Source organism: Streptomyces sp. NPDC051578 (assembly GCF_044454045.1).
Taxonomy (GTDB): domain Bacteria; phylum Actinomycetota; class Actinomycetes; order Streptomycetales; family Streptomycetaceae; genus Streptomyces.
In genome coordinates, this window is sequence record NZ_JBITDH010000001.1 from 2,388,814 (window position 1) to 2,404,181 (window position 15,368).

The 15,368-nt window shown below is 71.8% G+C and carries 17 protein-coding genes; 10 read left to right on the forward strand and 7 right to left on the reverse strand.

The window, feature by feature from the left end; all coding sequences use genetic code 11:
- Positions 1-5 precede the first annotated feature (5 nt).
- Positions 6-626: a DUF47 domain-containing protein gene (locus ACIA6C_RS10890; protein ID WP_399274380.1), complete on the reverse strand. Its 621-nt coding sequence runs from the start codon at positions 624-626 to the stop codon at positions 6-8.
- 206 nt (positions 627-832) lie between these two features.
- Between ACIA6C_RS10890 and ACIA6C_RS10895 the strand changes: the two genes are divergently transcribed.
- Positions 833-1,168, forward strand: coding sequence for a metal-sensitive transcriptional regulator (locus ACIA6C_RS10895; protein ID WP_329196972.1), 336 nt, complete (start codon positions 833-835; stop codon positions 1,166-1,168).
- A gap of 151 nt (positions 1,169-1,319) precedes the next feature.
- On the opposite strand, the gene ACIA6C_RS10900 is transcribed toward ACIA6C_RS10895, so the two are convergent.
- Both ACIA6C_RS10900 and ACIA6C_RS10905 read right to left on the reverse strand, forming a co-directional pair.
- Positions 1,320-1,472, reverse strand: a complete 153-nt coding sequence (locus ACIA6C_RS10900; protein WP_329202663.1) for a hypothetical protein — start codon at positions 1,470-1,472, stop codon at positions 1,320-1,322.
- A 140-nt stretch (positions 1,473-1,612) separates the two neighbouring features.
- Positions 1,613-2,446 (reverse strand): hypothetical protein, encoded by an 834-nt coding sequence (locus ACIA6C_RS10905; protein ID WP_361138297.1) that lies wholly within the window; start codon positions 2,444-2,446, stop codon positions 1,613-1,615.
- Between the two features lie 130 nt (positions 2,447-2,576).
- On the opposite strand from ACIA6C_RS10905, the gene ACIA6C_RS10910 reads away from it, so the two are divergent.
- A complete protein-coding gene (locus tag ACIA6C_RS10910) occupies positions 2,577-2,765 on the forward strand; it encodes a hypothetical protein (RefSeq protein WP_399274383.1) in 189 nt (62 codons plus the stop codon).
- Positions 2,766-2,953: 188 nt separating this feature from the next.
- Positions 2,954-3,169, forward strand: coding sequence for a hypothetical protein (locus ACIA6C_RS10915; protein WP_399274385.1), 216 nt, complete (start codon positions 2,954-2,956; stop codon positions 3,167-3,169).
- Between the two features lie 153 nt (positions 3,170-3,322).
- Here the strand turns inward: ACIA6C_RS10915 and ACIA6C_RS10920 are convergent, their stop codons facing one another.
- From ACIA6C_RS10920 to ACIA6C_RS10930, 3 genes are all read right to left on the reverse strand, one after another.
- Positions 3,323-4,000, reverse strand: coding sequence for a phosphatase PAP2 family protein (locus tag ACIA6C_RS10920; RefSeq protein ID WP_399274387.1), 678 nt, complete (start codon positions 3,998-4,000; stop codon positions 3,323-3,325).
- Positions 4,001-4,195: 195 nt separating this feature from the next.
- Positions 4,196-5,206 (reverse strand): NlpC/P60 family protein, encoded by a 1,011-nt coding sequence (locus ACIA6C_RS10925; RefSeq protein WP_399274569.1) that lies wholly within the window; start codon positions 5,204-5,206, stop codon positions 4,196-4,198.
- Between the two features lie 250 nt (positions 5,207-5,456).
- Complete coding sequence (locus ACIA6C_RS10930; protein WP_399274389.1) at positions 5,457-6,245, reverse strand: thioesterase family protein; 789 nt, start codon at positions 6,243-6,245, stop codon at positions 5,457-5,459.
- A gap of 85 nt (positions 6,246-6,330) precedes the next feature.
- Between ACIA6C_RS10930 and ACIA6C_RS10935 the strand changes: the two genes are divergently transcribed.
- From ACIA6C_RS10935 to ACIA6C_RS10965, 7 genes are all read left to right on the forward strand, one after another.
- The gene (locus tag ACIA6C_RS10935) at positions 6,331-7,143 is read left to right on the forward strand and encodes a pentapeptide repeat-containing protein (RefSeq protein ID WP_399274391.1); all 813 of its coding nucleotides are present in this window, start codon (positions 6,331-6,333) and stop codon (positions 7,141-7,143) included.
- Between the two features lie 281 nt (positions 7,144-7,424).
- Positions 7,425-7,733, forward strand: coding sequence for a hypothetical protein (locus ACIA6C_RS10940; RefSeq protein ID WP_136213834.1), 309 nt, complete (start codon positions 7,425-7,427; stop codon positions 7,731-7,733).
- A gap of 102 nt (positions 7,734-7,835) precedes the next feature.
- Positions 7,836-8,666, forward strand: a complete 831-nt coding sequence (locus ACIA6C_RS10945) for a hypothetical protein (RefSeq protein WP_399274392.1) — start codon at positions 7,836-7,838, stop codon at positions 8,664-8,666.
- Positions 8,656-9,987 carry a hypothetical protein gene (locus tag ACIA6C_RS10950; protein ID WP_399274394.1) on the forward strand — a complete coding sequence of 444 codons (1,332 nt, stop codon included), beginning with the start codon at positions 8,656-8,658 and terminating at the stop codon, positions 9,985-9,987. The genes ACIA6C_RS10945 and ACIA6C_RS10950 overlap by 11 nt, the downstream gene beginning before the upstream one ends.
- Positions 9,984-11,546: an SCO6880 family protein gene (locus ACIA6C_RS10955; RefSeq protein ID WP_399274396.1), complete on the forward strand. Its 1,563-nt coding sequence runs from the start codon at positions 9,984-9,986 to the stop codon at positions 11,544-11,546. Before ACIA6C_RS10950 ends, ACIA6C_RS10955 begins: the two co-directional genes overlap by 4 nt.
- 19 nt (positions 11,547-11,565) lie before the next feature.
- Positions 11,566-12,981, forward strand: coding sequence for an ATP-binding protein (locus ACIA6C_RS10960; RefSeq protein ID WP_329196955.1), 1,416 nt, complete (start codon positions 11,566-11,568; stop codon positions 12,979-12,981).
- Positions 12,982-12,983: 2 nt separating this feature from the next.
- Complete coding sequence (locus tag ACIA6C_RS10965; protein ID WP_399274398.1) at positions 12,984-14,636, forward strand: type VI secretion protein; 1,653 nt, start codon at positions 12,984-12,986, stop codon at positions 14,634-14,636.
- 11 nt (positions 14,637-14,647) lie between these two features.
- On the opposite strand, the gene ACIA6C_RS10970 is transcribed toward ACIA6C_RS10965, so the two are convergent.
- Entirely contained in the window at positions 14,648-15,214 is a 567-nt protein-coding gene (locus ACIA6C_RS10970) for a GNAT family N-acetyltransferase (protein ID WP_399274400.1), read from the reverse strand.
- Positions 15,215-15,368: the final 154 nt, after the last annotated feature.

The window sequence follows — 15,368 nt, forward strand, 5'->3', positions numbered from 1 at the left end:
GAGGTTCAGGACTCCTTGACCGCGATGGTCTCCACCGTGTTCGCGACGTGCTCGAACGCGTCGGCGGCCTCTTCCAGCACGTCGACGATCTGCTTGAGCTTCAGCACCTCGATGGCGTCGTACTTGCCGTTGAAGAGCTGGGCGAGCAGCTTGCGGTGGATCTGGTCGGCCTGGTTCTCGAGGCGGTTGACCTCGATCCAGTACTCGGTCAGGTTGTCCATGGTGCGCAGGTGCGGCATGGCCTCGGCGGTCAGCTCGGCGGCCCGCGCCAGGACCTCGATCTGCTGCTCGACGCCCTTCGGCAGCTCCTCCACGTTGTAGAGGACGACCAGGTCGACCGCCTCCTCCATGAAGTCCATGATGTCGTCGAGGCAGGACGCCAGGCTGTAGATGTCCTCGCGGTCGAACGGCGTGATGAAGGAGGAGTTCAGCTGGTGGAAGATCGCGTGGGTGGCGTCATCCCCCGCGTGCTCCGCAGCCCGCATCCGCTCCGCGATCTCGGCCCGGGCGGAGGAGTCCGCTCCGAGCAGTTCCATCAGGAGCTTCGAGCCCGTGACGATGTTGTCCGCGGATGCGGCGAACATGTCGTAGAAGCTCGTCTCCCTGGGGGTCAGACGAAATCGCACGTGAGGTCCTCGGGGTGCATTGGATTCGGTCAGGCTGATGCTAGGCGCATCCCCCGGCCACGGCTAACCGGCGGTTCCCCAGTGTCCTCCATCAGGCACAGTGGGGAGCACGGACCCCCGCCCGCGCGGGCGCGGCCCAGTACCCTATACCCACGAGGGGTATACATCACCGGTATCCATCCCTCGTCCGGACCACGGGAGGACGCATGACGACCATCGAGGCGGAAGGCCCCGGAGCCGGCGGGGTCGCCGCGGCGCCCGTCCACGGCTACCACCACCAGAAGGACGAGCACCTCAAGCGCCTGCGCCGGATCGAGGGGCAGATCCGCGGTCTCCAGCGCCTGGTCGACGAGGACGTCTACTGCATCGACATACTCACCCAGGTCTCGGCGAGCACGAAGGCGCTCCAGTCCTTCGCGCTCCAGCTGCTGGAAGAGCACCTGCGGCACTGCGTTGCGGACGCGGCCGTCAAGGGCGGAACCGAGATCGACGCCAAGGTCGAGGAAGCGACGAAGGCGATCGCCCGCCTGCTGCGTACCTGAGCACCCTCCGCGGGCCCCGGCGGCCGACCGCCGCCGCGGCCGGCTGCCTTCCGGGCGGTCGCCTTCCGGGAGCTGCCTTCCGGCCGACTGCCTTCCGGGAGCTGCCTTCCGGGCGGTCGCCTCGGGCCGGTCGCCCTGCGGCCCTCGGGTCTCAGAGCCCGATGCCCATCAGCACTTCGTCGATCCGGTCCTGACTCAGCCGGTCCTCGCCCGCCGCCGAGGCCGCGATGATCAGCTCACCGCACAGCTCGATCTCGGCAAGCGCCACGTGGTCCTGCACCGTCGTACCGCACACGGGAGTCACGCGTGTCACCTCTCTCTGCCGCTTGCTTGCCGCCCGGCTTCCAGCGTAGGGAGCGCCCCTCGCGCCGCGCATGACTCGGATGGACCATTTCCGGATACCGGGGCATGACCCGATCGCACCGCCGCCACCCCACGGTCCGGCTATCCGGCGATCTTCCCGGCGTAAATGTCCCCGCTTGGCGGCAATTTGACGGTCACCGGAGTCCCGAAACCGTAGAGCAGCGTGGTCGACGACACATCGATCACGCCATTGTTGACGTAGCTGAAGCGGTGCCGGACCTTGCGCAGCCGCCCCTCCATGTCCAGGTACACGTCGAACGGGACGGTGTCCTTGCTGAACCCTTTCGCCGCGGCCTCCAGCGCTCCCCTGACGCCCGGTGACGCGCTCTTCGCGGCCCGCCCGATGTCGGTGGTGCCCTGGTAGTGCCGCACCTTGGTGCCCGCCAGGTCGGTCTCGCCGACGTACGTGACCTGCTGCGCTCCCCGCAGCAGCTCGGCGGCGGCCAACGGGTCGGTGGCGCCGCCGGTGACCAGGTTCCCGTCCGCGAGGGTCGTCGTGTCGACACGGACCCACTTGTCGTCGGGGACGCCCGCCCCGCGGTTCTTCATGTAGAGCGCGCCGGGTACGAGGAGTTCGGTGATGGGGCGGTGCTCCGCCTTGCCGGTCACATCGGCGGGGAGCATCACCAGCAGCTGGCCCATCCGGTTCTTGAAGTCGACACCGCCCTCGCCGCGGATGGTGACCCGGGTTCCGCCGGTCGCCATTTCCATCGCCGTACGGGCCTGCGCGCTGCCGGCACCGGTGAGCGCGTCGGCGGCGCCGCGGACCACGGCGGCCGGGTCCTGCGGGGGGCGGTCGTCGCCGCTCGCCCGCCCGCCACAGCCGCTCATCGCAGCCATGGTCAGCGCGACGCCGACGGCTAGCACCGCCTCACCCGCACGCCCTCGTCGCCGCCTGTGCTGGTGCACCACCATCGCCTGCCAACCCCCAACGCGTGCCCGCTGCTTGCCCGAGGCCCCACCCGTTCCGTTTAACGAGGTCCGGGGTTTCCCGTCACGGGCGGCGGCGGTTCCGGGGGCGGCCCGGTCCGGGTACCGTGGTGGCGTGGACCCGCACACCAAAGCGAGCCTGAGCACTCCGCTTGCCCGCGACGGGGGCAAGCCCGCACACACCACGAGCACCGCCGAACGCGGCTCGTTCTGCCTGGCCGTATGCAGCTGCGGCTGGACCGGTCCGGCCCGCCGCTCCAGAGACCTGGCCCGCCGCGACGCCACCCGCCACCCGGCGGGCTGAACCCCCCCCTTCCGGGCCCGCCTCCCGGGCCCGCCTCCTCGGCCCGTCACCCGGGCCCGTCTCCTCGGCCCGCCTCCCGGGCCCGTCTCCAGAACCAGGCCGTCGGGGCTGCTCGCGGCCGCACGGGGCATCCCCCGTTCGGACGGCCCCGGCTGGCCGGTCCGCGCTGCGCCGGTTGCCCTTGACTCATGCCAGGACCTCGACGGGGGCACCGATGCGCGGCGGCGCTCGCCTGGGCCATGTCGCTCATCGCCCTGCCCCCGCCCCCGGCCTGGGCCCGCCCGGTCGGCTCCGCAGACGGCCCGGCCGACGTGGCCCTGGCCATCGCCGTCACCACGGCGGCCGCCATCGCCACGGGCCTTTGGCTGCGCTCCCGCTACCGCCGCGACGAGAAGGACGACTGATCCGGCCCTGCCGCGCGATCAGCCGCGCCGCACCCACCGGCCGGCCGCACCCTCCGGCCCCGCCGGGCACCTCCCAGGGGCAGCCGAGGACGTGTGAGGCCCGGGCCAGGGGGCCGAGCGGCGCACAGCCCGGCGCAGCCGGGACCGGGCCGCCTACGCCGCGAGGTCCTTCTCCCCCGCCTCCACCTCGACGGCCACCGTCCGCGCCACGACGCCCCGCCCCCGCCCGCGCAGAAGCGGACCCAGCACCGCCATCGCCACCGGCGCCGGCACCAGCACCACCGCCGTCCCCAGCGCCAGCCCGCCCAGCACGTCCGTCGGGTAGTGCACGCCCATGTACACGCGGCAGAGCCCTTCCACCACCGCCAGCCCGATCCCCAGCAGCCCGAGCCGCCGGTTCGCCATGAAGATCCCGACCCCCAGCGCCATCACCACCGCCGCGTGATCGCTGACGAACGAGAACCCGGCCCCGCCGAAGCCGTGGACCGCTCCGCCCACCACCTCCAGCCCCTCGTGCTGGAGGAACGGCCGCGGCCGCCCCACGAGCCCCCGCAACGGCACGTTCACCAGCAGCGCGATCCCCGCCGCCAGCGGCGCCCACACCAGCGCGGCGAGCGACTCGGCCGCGCCCGCCTCGTCCGACCGCTGCCGCTCCCGCCGCACCCCGCGCCAGCACCACAGCACCATCAGGACCATCGCCAGCGGGATCCCGTAGTCGCCGAGGAGGCTCACCGCGCGGTCGGCCCAGTCCGGCGCGTGCCGGGCCAGGCCGTTGATCTCGTACAGCAGGCTTACATCCACGTTCGGCCCACCGGTCGTGAGTCCAGCCATGGTGATGCGGTCCCTTGCCCTTGCCTAGGTCCGTGCGGACGCACCCGGCGCACGCCCGTCAACCTCGCCGATCAGCTCCTGTGCCCATGGAACGCCCGTCGTGGCACGTACGTTCCACTCTCCACGGGATGATCACTCCAACGTTATCCAAGAGTGACTGATCGTCGCAGCTCAGGGCCTATGCTTAACGGACCGTCACGACGCGCTCCGGGCCTCCGGCGTACGCTCCGGAAGCGCCTCCGCACCGTCCTTGGTGACCCGGGTCGCACCGAAGTAGTCAGGCGTGTCGATCTTGTCGAAGCGGATCACCGCACCCGTGTACGGGGCGTTGATCATGTAGCCGCCGCCCACGTAGATCCCGACGTGCCGGATATCCCGAGAGTTCGTCAGATCGTCGGAGAAGAAGACCAGATCCCCGGGCAGCAGCTCCGCACGCGAGGGGTGCGGCCCGGCGTTGTACTGGTCGTTGGCGACCCGCGGCAGCTCGACGCCCACCGACTCGTACGCCGCCTTGGTCAGCCCCGAGCAGTCGAACCGCCCGTCCTGATCGGGCGTTCCGTTGCCGCCCCACAGGTACGGGGTCCCCAGCTGCTTCTGCGCGAAGTACAGTGCCCCGGAGGCCTGTTGTGACGGCGAGACCCGCCCCAGCGGCCGCTCGAAGCTCTTGGCCAGGGTGGTAATCGTCTTTACGTACCCCTGCGTTTCCGCGTACGGAGGCACCCCGCCGTACTTGATGACCGCGTACGAGCCCGCGTTGTACGCCGCGAGCATGTTCCCCGTCGGGTCGCCGCCCACCCCCGCCACGTCCTTGGCCAGCTCGCAGTCGTACGAAGCAGCCGACGGGATCGCGTCGTTGGGGTCCCAGATGTCGCGGTCGCCGTCACCGTCGCCGTCCACCCCGTGCCCGGCCCAGGTCCCCGGGATGAACTGGGCGATGCCCCGCGCGTCCGCCGGGCTGACGGCATTGGGGTTCCAGCCGCTCTCCGAGTACAGCTGCGCGGCCAGCAACGCCGGGCTGATCGCCGGGCACAGGGTGCCCCATTTCTGCACCAGGGGCTGGTACTTGCCCGGTACGGCGCCCTTCGCGAGCCCCAAGGCCCGCCCGCCGGCCTCCGCGCCCACCAGCCCCGCGGCCGCCGAGTACGTCCCCACGACGAGCAGCACCAGGAAGCTCAGGGCCACTCCGATTCCGATCCCGCCGGCCATCCAGAATCTGCGCACCCGTCAACCCTCCCCCACCCCGCCCGTTTTCGACGGGTTATTCCCGTCTCCCGCGCCGATGACCCGACTAACCCACCCGTAAGCCGGAACATCCGACATCCAGTCTCCGGGGTCGTCGGCGCACGCAAAAGCCTTCCGGACCATCCCGGCCACGCGCTGGCCGAAACCACACCTCGGCCACGACGGACACCCGGCGCCGGGGACCGGCCTCCGCGGCCGCCCTACGCGGGCACCCCTACCTCGGCGCGACGAACAGGCTCTGCGCGCTGCGCCCGATGGGCCCCTTCTCGTCGTGCAGGCGCGCGTCGGCGAGGCCGATCCCGGCCGCGTCCACGCTCGTACCGGCCTCCACGCACACCCACTCCCCCACCGGGTGGCGGTGCAGGTGGACGGTGAGGTCACCGTTGACGAAGACGTAGCCGGCGAAGTCCAGCACCGCGCTGATCCCGTTGCCCGAGTCGGCGGCGACCAGCACCCGGTCCAGCGGACGGATCTCCTCCCCCGCGATCAGCGGCACCCTCATCCGCATCCAGCAGGTCCCCGGCCCCGGCTCCAGGAACGCCCCGGCGGCGAAGCGGGTCTCCATGGCCGTGTGGTAGCCCCGCTCCCACGGCAGCTCGAAGGGGGTCTGCGCCACCTCGCCGGGCGGGGGCAGCTGCGGCCCCGGCGCCACCGCCGGCAGCGCCTCCCGCGCGACCCGGATCCGCAGGGCCCGCGCGAGCATCACCGGCGCGCCCCCGGCCGGGGCGAGGACGGCCTCCACCACCTCGGTACCGCGGCCCGCCCGCACCACGCTGGTGGTGACCTCCAGCTCGCCGATCGGCACCGGCCGCAGGATCTCGTACGTGATCCGCGCGATCCGCATGTCCTGCCGCGCGCCGTCCCGCTCCTCGACGGCCCGCCCCAGCAGCGCAGCGGGCGGCCCGGCGTGCTGGGAGCGCTCGTCCCACGGCCCGCGCGTGGAGGCGGTGGCCAGGAAGCGCCCGGTGTCGATCCGCTCGAAGAACCCCTCAGCAGCACCCATGCCCCGCACGCTACCCATTGGTAACCACCGGCACCACCCCCTGCGCCCCCCCCAGCCGAGGTTCACGGCAAGGGACAATGGAGCGGTGTCGACCACCTCCGCCCCCGCCCTGCGCGCCGACTGCGCCAACTGCTTCGCGCTCTGCTGCGTCGCCCTCCCCTTCGCCAAGTCCGCCGACTTCGCCATGGACAAGACCGCCGGAACCCCCTGCCGCAACCTCCGGCAGGACTTCCGCTGCGGCATCCACACCGGGCTGCGCGACAAGGGCTTCCAGGGCTGCACCGTCTTCGACTGCTTCGGCGCCGGCCAGCAGGTCTCCCAGGTCACCTTCGGCGGCCGCGACTGGCGCGCCCACCCCGGCACCGCCCGCCAGATGTTCGAGGTCTTCCCCGTCATGCGGCAGCTGCACGAGCTGCTGTACTACCTCACCGAGGCCCTCGCCCTCCCCGCGGCCGCCCCCCTCCACGATGACCTGCGCGCGGCGCTCGCCACGACCACCGAAGCCACCCGCGCCGACGCCGACACCCTGGCCCCCTTCGACGTGGGCGCCCTGCGCCAGGACATCAACACCCTCCTGCTGCGGACGAGCGAACTGGTCCGCGCCACCGCGCCCGGCCGCAAGAAGAACCACCGCGGCGCCGACCTGATGGGCGCCCGCCTCCGCGGCGCCGACCTGCGCGGCGCCAACCTGCGCGGTGCCTACCTGATCGCCGCCGACCTCTCCGGCGCCGACCTGCGCACCGCCGACCTGATCGGCGCGGACTTCCGCGACGCCGACCTCTCCGGCGCCGACCTGCGGGACGCCCTTTTCCTCACCCAGCCCCAGCTGAACGCCGCCCACGGCTCGCCCGCCACCCGCATCCCCGCCTCCCTGACCCGCCCCGCCCACTGGGCCTGAGCCGCCGCGCACCCGCCCGCCCCGGGCGACCGGCAGCCCGCGCCGCGACGGCAGTCATTGCCCGGCGTCACCCACCGTGATACACAGAGTGACCATACGTTCTTCCGCATGCACACCACCTCCGCCCAGGTCAGGGCAACGAGGCGGGGACCGGCCCGGGAGATCGGGTAAAGAGAGCCGCCAAGTCGACGACTGGGCAGGTTTCATCAGCGAAGATAGTGCGTAACCCCTGCCGTCGGGCACGGGCTACCGGAACTACCCATACTGGGGCGGTGAGTTACATGATCCTGGCAGCCGAAAAGGGCGACATCACCACCATCATCGGCGGAATCGCCCCGAACTGGGGGCCGTTCGGCAGTCTCGGCAACGAAGCGAAGGTCATGGTCGAGGTGGTCATGGCCGTCGCGATCCTCCTCTGCCTCGGCATCGCCATCTGGGGCGCCGCCAAACAGCGCATCGGCGCGACCGCACTGCGCGACACGTTCAGCGCGGAACAGGGCAAGGGCCTGATCGTGGCCGGGCTCACGGGCGTCTTCATCATCGGCTCCCTGGGCACCCTCTTCACGATCGTCTACGGAATGGCCGTCTAGCCGTGCCGCCCGCCGGCCGTCGTACCTGATGGCGAATCAACGCGCCGCGGCCACGCGGCAACGAGCGCTACCGTCGTACGACGCGGAGGGGGCGGACACACGATGAGCAACGACGACCAGTACGGTGGCGGCGGCTACGGCGAGGTCGGCGGCACGGGCCAGACCCGTACCCGCCTCCCCGACGCCCCCTCCGACGCCTACGGCGCCCCCCGCCGCACTCCTCGGGCCTCCCGCGGGCTGATCACGGTGGTCGGCGTCGTGGTCCTCCTCGTCGCCGCCATCGCCTTCGCGAACCAGTCGGGCGACACCACCCCGCCCACCGCCTCGGACAAGCCCCCGTCCACCGCCCCCACCTCCCCGACCGGCACCCGCCCCGTGGACACCAAGACCAACGGCATCCCCCGCGGCTTCGCCCACACCGAACAAGGCGCCCAGTCCGCGGCCGCCAACTACGCGGTCGCCCTCGGCTCGGACGCCATGCTCAAGCGGGACCTCCGCCACGCGATCATGGACGCCCTCTACACCCCGGAAGCGGCCGCCGCCCGCAAGGGCGCCCAGGACTCCGCGTACACGCCCGCCTTCCTCACCAGCCTCGGCCTCGACGCCGACGGCAACCCCCCGCAGGGCAGCACCTTCGTCACCCGCGCCGTCCCCATCGGCACCCGCGTCGAGAGCTACAGCCCCACCAACGCGAAGGTCGCCGTCTGGTACACGGGCCTGCTCGGCATGTCGGGCCCCAAGTCCACCGACCCCGTACGCACCACCTGGAAGACCTGGACGTTCGAGCTGTCCTGGGCCGGCGAGGACTGGAAGATCGGCGCGGACACCCAGCAGGACGGCCCCGCCCCCGTCCCCGGCGACGTCCCCGCCTCCACGTCCGACGACATCAGCAAGGCCGTCAAGGAGTTCGGAGGGTTCACCTATGCCCGGTAGCCGCCGCCCCTTCCGCATCGCCGCGGCCCTGACCGCCGTCCAGACCGCACTGGTCCTGCTGTCCGCCCGGGCCTTCGCCGCACCCACCCCGCCGCCGACGACCACCCCCGCGCCCAGCACCTCCGCCACCCAGAGCGGCAAGTGCGAAGGCGTCATCGGCCCGCTCAAGGAATCCTGCGAACGCAGCGTCGGCGGCAGCGCCACCGGCAGCCCCAACACCGGCCTCACCACCAACACCCCCGACGCCATCAACCCCCTCGCCTCCCTCGCCAAGGGCTGCGCCGACGCCGCCTCCTGGATCGTCGGCAAACTCGGCTCCGCCATCAAGGGCACGGCCACCGTCGACTTCACCAACCCCGCCTTCCTCCAGCAGTACGCGGTCGTCTTCGCGGCCAGCACCGTCCTGACCCTCGTCCTGTGGCTCCTCGCCGTCGCCAAGCGCGCCATCCGCGGCGTCCCCCTCGCCACCGCCATGTCCGAAGCCATCGGCTTCCTCTGGCTGACCGTCCTCGCCTCGGCCTTCACCCCCCTCATCCTCTACACCGTCGTCTCCGCCACCGACGCCGTCACCCAGGTCATCGCCACCGCCACCGGCAGCCAGGGCGACGTCTTCTTCGGCTCGTTCGCCGAAGCCCTCAAGAAGGGCGACGACATCGGCGGCGGCCCGATCATGCTGATCGTCGTCGCCCTCGTCACCGTCCTCGCCGCCGGCGTGCTGTGGCTGGAGCTCGTCATCCGCGCCGCGCTCCTCTACGTCGGCGCCCTCCTCGGCACCGTCGTCTACGCCGGCCTCGTCGACCGCAACATGTGGGGCCACGTCCGCCGCTGGGCCGGCATCATGATCGCCGTCATCCTCGTCAAACCGGTCATCGTCATCGTCCTCGGCCTCGCCGGGGCCCTCGCCGGCGACAAGGGCCCCGACGCGTTCTCCGCCGTCGTCTCCGGCCTCGCGATCATCCTGCTCGCGATCTTCGCCTCCGCCATGATCTACCGCTTCGTCCCCGGCTTCGGCGACGAGATCGCCTCCGCCCGCTCCAACCGCAGCAAGGCCACCGACGGCGCCCAGGCAGCCGCCGTCATCAGCTCCCCGGCCTCCCTCGTCTCCCAGGGCATCAAGACACACAGCAGCCGCGGCGCCCACCGCGCCGGCGGCGGCGAAGGCGGCGGCGCCCCCCGCCCCGCCAACCCCATCTCCGGAGGCGTGGCCGCCCACAGCAGCCGCCCCACCGGCGGCGGATCCGGCGGCGGAACTGTCCCCTCCGCCGCACCCGCGCCCCGCACTGGATCGAGTACGAGGAACACAGGAGGTGACGGGCGTTGACGACCCAGTCCCACCAGCTCCACCCGGTCGCGCCCCGCCGCACGTATCTCATCGGCCGCGCCCGGCCGAACGCGATCGTCGGCAAGAACCGCGAAACCGGCGAGATCGCCCTGATCGTCGTCGGCGCGTTCTTCGGCATGATGAGCGGACTGCTCGTCCCCGACCTCGCCCTGCGCATCGTGAGCCTCGCCGGCTTCCCCCTGCTCGCGCTCGCCGCCGTGTACGTCCCCTACAAGGGCCGCACCTTCTACAAGTGGTTCGAGATCAACCGCAGCTACAAGCGCACCCTGCGCCGCGGCGCCACCTACCGCTCGGGCGCCGTCGAAGCCGGCACCCGCGCCTTCGACGGCCGCGAGGTCGAAGTCGGCCCGCCCCCCGGCATCGGCCGCATCAACTGGCTCGCCGCACCCTTCGGCCCCGACGAGATCGCCGTCCTCCTCCACGCCGACCGCCGCACCGTCACCGCCGCCATCGAGATCGAGGGCCCCGGCGTCGGCCTGCGCGACAGCGAGGACCAGGAAGCCCTCGTCGACCGCTTCGGCACCCTCCTCAAGCACGTGGCCAACGGCGACGGGTTCGTCACCCGCCTCCAGATGCTCGCCCGCACCCTCCCCGCCGACCCCGACGCCCACGCCAAGGACGTCGCCCAGCGCGGTGACGCGAGCGCCCCCGTCTGGCTGCGCGACTCCTACGACCAGCTCCAGTCGATGGTCTCCACCTCCAGCGAGCAGCACCGCGCCTACCTCGTCGCCTGCATGCACTACACGCGCGAACTCGCCGCCGAGGCCCACACCATCGCCCGCGCCTCCACCCCCCACAAGGGCCGAAAACTCGACCGCGACGCCGGACTCGCCATCGTCATGGCCCGCGAGCTCACCGACATCTGCGCCCGCCTCGCCGAAGCCGACATCCGCGTCCGCCAGCCGCTGGGCCAGGGCCGCCTCTCCTCCCTCGTGCACTCCATGTACGACCCGGACCACCCCATCGACCACATCCAGGCCATGACCAAGCGCAACGCCTGGCCCGCCGAACTCGACGCGGTCGAACCCACCTACCTCCAGGCCAAGACCCGCGAGTCCTCCACCCGCGCCCCCTGGTGCCACGCCACCGCCTGGGTGAAGGAATGGCCGATGACCCCCGTCGGCGTCAACTTCCTCGCCCCCCTCCTCGTCCACACCCCCGACGTCATCCGCACCGTCGCCGTCACCATGGACCTGGAGCCCACCGAAGTGGCCATCGAGCGCATGCTCACCGAGAAGACCAACGACGAGGCCGACGCCAGCCGCGCCGCCAAGATGAACCGCACCGTCGACCCGCGCGACATCGCCGCCCACGGCCGGCTCGACCAGAGGGGTGAAGATCTGGCCAGCGGTGCGGCAGGAGTCAACCTCGTCGGGTACATCACGGTGTCCTCGCGTTCACCGGAGGCCCTCGCCCGCGACAAGCGCACCATCCGCGCCTCCGCCGGCAAGTCCTACCTGAAACTCGAATGGTGCGACCGCGAGCACCACCGCGCCTTCGTCAACACCTTGCCGTTCGCCACCGGCATCCGACGCTAGCTGGAGGGAAGTGCCGCCCATGCGAGATCCCATGTCCGCTCTGACGGACGCCTTCACCAGCTTCCTCTTCGGCAAGGTCGAAACCACCCGCCTGCCCGTACGCACCTCCACCGGCCAGGCCCAGGCCGTCTACCTGCCCACCGCCGCCCCCGGCCTCGGCGACTCCGGCGTCATCATCGGCCGCGAGGTCTACAGCGGGAAGGGCTACATCTACGACCCCTTCCAGCTCTACGGGCAGCAGCTCCCCGCCCCCCACTGGCTGGTCCTCGGCGAATCCGGCAACGGCAAGTCCGCCCTGGAGAAGACCTACGTCCTGCGCCAGCTCCGCTTCCGCGACCGGCAGGTCGTCGTACTCGACGCCCAGGGCGAAGACGGCGTCGGCGAATGGAACCTCATCGCCCAGCAGCTGGGGATAACCCCCATCCGCCTGGACCCCATCGCCGCCAACGACGACGGGATCCGCCTCAACCCCCTCGACCCGGCCATCACCACGACCGGGCAGCTCGCGCTGCTGCGCACCATCATCGAAGTCGCCATGGGGCACGGCCTGGACGAACGCTCCGGCTTCGCCCTCAAGGTCGCGCACGCCTACGTCGTCGAAACGATCATCGACCGCCAGCCCGTCCTGACCGACATCGTGGAACAGCTGCGCCACCCCAAGCCCGAATCCGCCGAAGCGATGAACGTCGACATAGACGATGTCCGGGCCTGGGGCCTCGACGTCGCCCTCGTCCTCGACCGCCTCGTCGACGGCGACCTGCGCGGCATGTTCGACGGCCCCACCACCGTCGGCATCGACCTCGACGCCCCGCTCATCGTCTTCGACCTGTCCCACATCGACCGCAACTCCATCGCCATGCCGATCCTCATGGCGATCGTCGGCGTCTGGCTGGAACACACCTGGATCCGCCCCGACCGCAAGAAGCGCATCTTCCTGGTCGAAGAGGCCTGGCACATCATCAACAGCCCCTTCGTCGCACAACTGTTCCAGCGCCTGCTCAAGTTCGGCCGCCGCCTCGGTCTGTCCTTCGTCGCCGTCGTCCACCACCTCTCGGACGTCGTGGACGGAGCAGCCGCCCGAGAGGCCGCCGCCATCCTCAAAATGGCCTCCACCCGCACCATCTACGCCCAGAAGGCCGACGAAGCCCGCGCCACCGGCCGCGTCCTCGGCCTGCCCCGCTGGGCCGTCGAAATCATCCCGACCCTCACCCCCGGCATCGCCGTCTGGGACGTCAACGGCAACGTCCAGGTCGTCAAACACCTGATCACCGAAGCCGAACGCCCCCTCGTCTACACCGACCGCGCCATGACGGAGTCCTCGGCCCCACAACTCCCCGACGACCTGCTGGCCGCCGAACTCGAAGCGGAACAGCGCGCCCTCCACATGGAACGCCACCGCAACGGCGGCCCCGGCTCGGCGACCACGGTGGCGTAGCCATGCCCGACCCGCGCCGTACGGATCCACCCGCGCGCCCCGGCGGCATCCCCGACGGGGCCTTGGTCGGCCTCCTGGCCTTCCTCCTGGGCCTGGCCGTCCTGATCTGGTCGGCCACCGGCCTGGCCGCCCTCTTCGCGAAGGGCGCCTGGCCGGACACGGTCACCTTCACCCGCACCCCGGCGGCCGTCCGCGCCCTGATAACGCACCCCCACGACATCCCCGCGGCCTGGCCCGACACCGACCCCGCCGCCCTCTCCGGCTGGGGCCTCTTCTGGGGCCTCTTCATCAGCCAGCTCCTGATCCTCCTGGTCCTCGGCCTCTTCACCCTGGGCGTCATCACCCGCACCAAAGCCCGCCCCAAAACCCCCACCGCCCGTACCCCGTCACACCAGCCAGCCCCCCCGCACCACCCGACACCGCCGCACCACCCAGCCCCGCCGCTCTACCCAGCCCCGCCGGCGTTTGAGGCGCGGGGGCCTGGGGGCAGCGCCCCCAGCACTCAACCCGCACCCAACACCGGCGCGGCACCAAACCCAGCCCCGCCGCACCACCCAGCCCCGCCGGCGTTTGAGGCGCGGGGGCCTGGGGGCAGCGCCCCCAGCACTCAACCCGCACCCGACACCGGCGGCCCGGCACGCACTCCAGCCCCGCCGGCGTTTGAGGCGCAGGCCCCTGGGGCCGGCACCCCCAGCACCGGCACCGGCACCGGCACCCGCCTGGCCTTCGCCCCACCGACCACCCGCACCGACGCGGCCAAGACCTTCCTGGCCTCCACAGAAGGCGCGGCCCTCGTCGTCACCTCCTCCCCCACCCTCTGGTCCGAGACCAAGGACGCCCGCGCCAAACTCGGCCCCGTCCTCCTCTACGACCCCTCACACCTGTGCGACACCCCCGCCCCGGCCCGCATGCACTGGAACCCCACCACCGGCTGCGCGGACCGCGCGACCGCCGCCGCCCGGGCCACCGCCCTACTGGCTCCCGTCCGCCCCACGGCCCGCATGGACGCCGCCATCGCCGACACCGCCGAGACGCTCCTGCGCAGCTGGCTCCACGCCGCAGCCCTCGACGACCGCCCCTTCAAACAGCTCCACCGCTGGGCCCAAGGCACCAACGCCCAGGACCCGGTCCGCATCCTCCGCACCCACCCGCAGGCCGCCCCCGGCGCCGCCGGTGAACTCGAAAGCGCCCTCACCGCCCACCCCGAACGCCGCGAGCAGGCCCAGCACCTGACGGCCCGTGCCCTGTCCTGCCTCGGCTCGATCCACATCCGCGACGCGTGCAATCCCAATCGAACGGATTCGCTGACCCTGGCATCGTTCGTCACCGAGGGGGGAACCCTCTACGTGGTGGGTGAACCCCTGGAAGACCCCCGTACCCACCCGGGTGCGATGCCCTTGCTGACCGCACTCGCCGCAAGCGTGGTCGAGCACGGCCGCCGCATGGCTGCAAGGTCATCCCACGGTCGGCTCGACCCACCACTCGCCCTCCTCCTGGACGACGTGGCCGCGGTCGCCCCGATCCCGCAGCTCCCCGAGCTCCTCCAGGACGACGCCCTCCCCCTTCTCGCCCTCTGCCGGAGCAGGGAACAGGTCCGCGCCCGCTGGCCGGAGGCCGCCGAGTTCACCCCCGCCGGCCCCCACCACCACCGCTGACCGCGGCGCCGCTAACCCCGCCCGGGCCTCTGGAACACGTACTCCCGCTCCCTCGCCCCGCCCGCGTCTCCCGGCATCGGCACGGTCACCCCGCTCTCCCGGAAGCCGAACCGCCGGTAGAACGCCTCGGCCCGCGCGTTCTCCTCGTGCACGAACAGCCGTACGCGCTCCAGCTCCGGCTCCTCCAGCGACCACGCCCACTCCAGCGCGGCCCGGAACAACGCCTCCGTCAGCCCGGTCCCCCGCTGCTCGGCCCGCACGAACACGCCGACCATGTGCCCCTGCTCCTGCTCGACGACCTCACCGAAGTAGTCCGGCACACCGCCGGCCTCGACCAGCAACGTCACCGAGCCGTCCCACTGCCCGTCCGCCGCTTCGGCGATGAACTGCCGCGCGCCCCGCCCCTCACTCGCACGTTCCGTCCGCCCCTGCCAGAATTCGTCCGGCTGAGCCTCCGCCGCCTCCAGCGTCTCCAGGAAGGCAACGGCAGCCGCCGGATCCCGCAACGCGAGGAGCCGCAGCTCCTTCGCCTTCTTCCACTCGTCGCCCCGTACGGGCCGTATCACGTGTTCGTTCATAAGAGCGGATCCAACCACGCCCCCTCGGCCCACCGCACCCGTAATTTCGCCTGACCGCCGGGTGAACGCAGAAAAGCCCCGCACCGGCCCCGAAGGGCTGGTGCGGGGCTTCCCGCAATAATTGTTCGGCGGCGTCCTACTCTCCCACAGGGTC

Excerpts from the sequence above, each read along its gene's own strand:
- ACIA6C_RS10895 (WP_329196972.1), top strand. The coding sequence starts at position 833 with ATGACGACCATCGAGGCGGAAGGCCCCGGAGCCGGCGGGGTCGCCGCG.
- ACIA6C_RS10945 (WP_399274392.1), top strand. The coding sequence starts at position 7,836 with ATGAGCAACGACGACCAGTACGGTGGCGGCGGCTACGGCGAGGTCGGC.
- ACIA6C_RS10940 (WP_136213834.1), top strand. The coding sequence starts at position 7,425 with ATGATCCTGGCAGCCGAAAAGGGCGACATCACCACCATCATCGGCGGA.
- ACIA6C_RS10925 (WP_399274569.1), bottom strand. The coding sequence starts at position 5,206 with ATGGCCGGCGGGATCGGAATCGGAGTGGCCCTGAGCTTCCTGGTGCTG.
- ACIA6C_RS10970 (WP_399274400.1), bottom strand. The coding sequence starts at position 15,214 with ATGAACGAACACGTGATACGGCCCGTACGGGGCGACGAGTGGAAGAAG.
- ACIA6C_RS10920 (WP_399274387.1), bottom strand. The coding sequence starts at position 4,000 with ATGGCTGGACTCACGACCGGTGGGCCGAACGTGGATGTAAGCCTGCTG.
- ACIA6C_RS10950 (WP_399274394.1), top strand. The coding sequence starts at position 8,656 with ATGCCCGGTAGCCGCCGCCCCTTCCGCATCGCCGCGGCCCTGACCGCC.
- ACIA6C_RS10915 (WP_399274385.1), top strand. The coding sequence starts at position 2,954 with ATGCCAGGACCTCGACGGGGGCACCGATGCGCGGCGGCGCTCGCCTGG.
- ACIA6C_RS10960 (WP_329196955.1), top strand. The coding sequence starts at position 11,566 with ATGCGAGATCCCATGTCCGCTCTGACGGACGCCTTCACCAGCTTCCTC.
- ACIA6C_RS10905 (WP_361138297.1), bottom strand. The coding sequence starts at position 2,446 with ATGGTGGTGCACCAGCACAGGCGGCGACGAGGGCGTGCGGGTGAGGCG.
- ACIA6C_RS10930 (WP_399274389.1), bottom strand. The coding sequence starts at position 6,245 with ATGGGTGCTGCTGAGGGGTTCTTCGAGCGGATCGACACCGGGCGCTTC.
- ACIA6C_RS10965 (WP_399274398.1), top strand. The coding sequence starts at position 12,984 with ATGCCCGACCCGCGCCGTACGGATCCACCCGCGCGCCCCGGCGGCATC.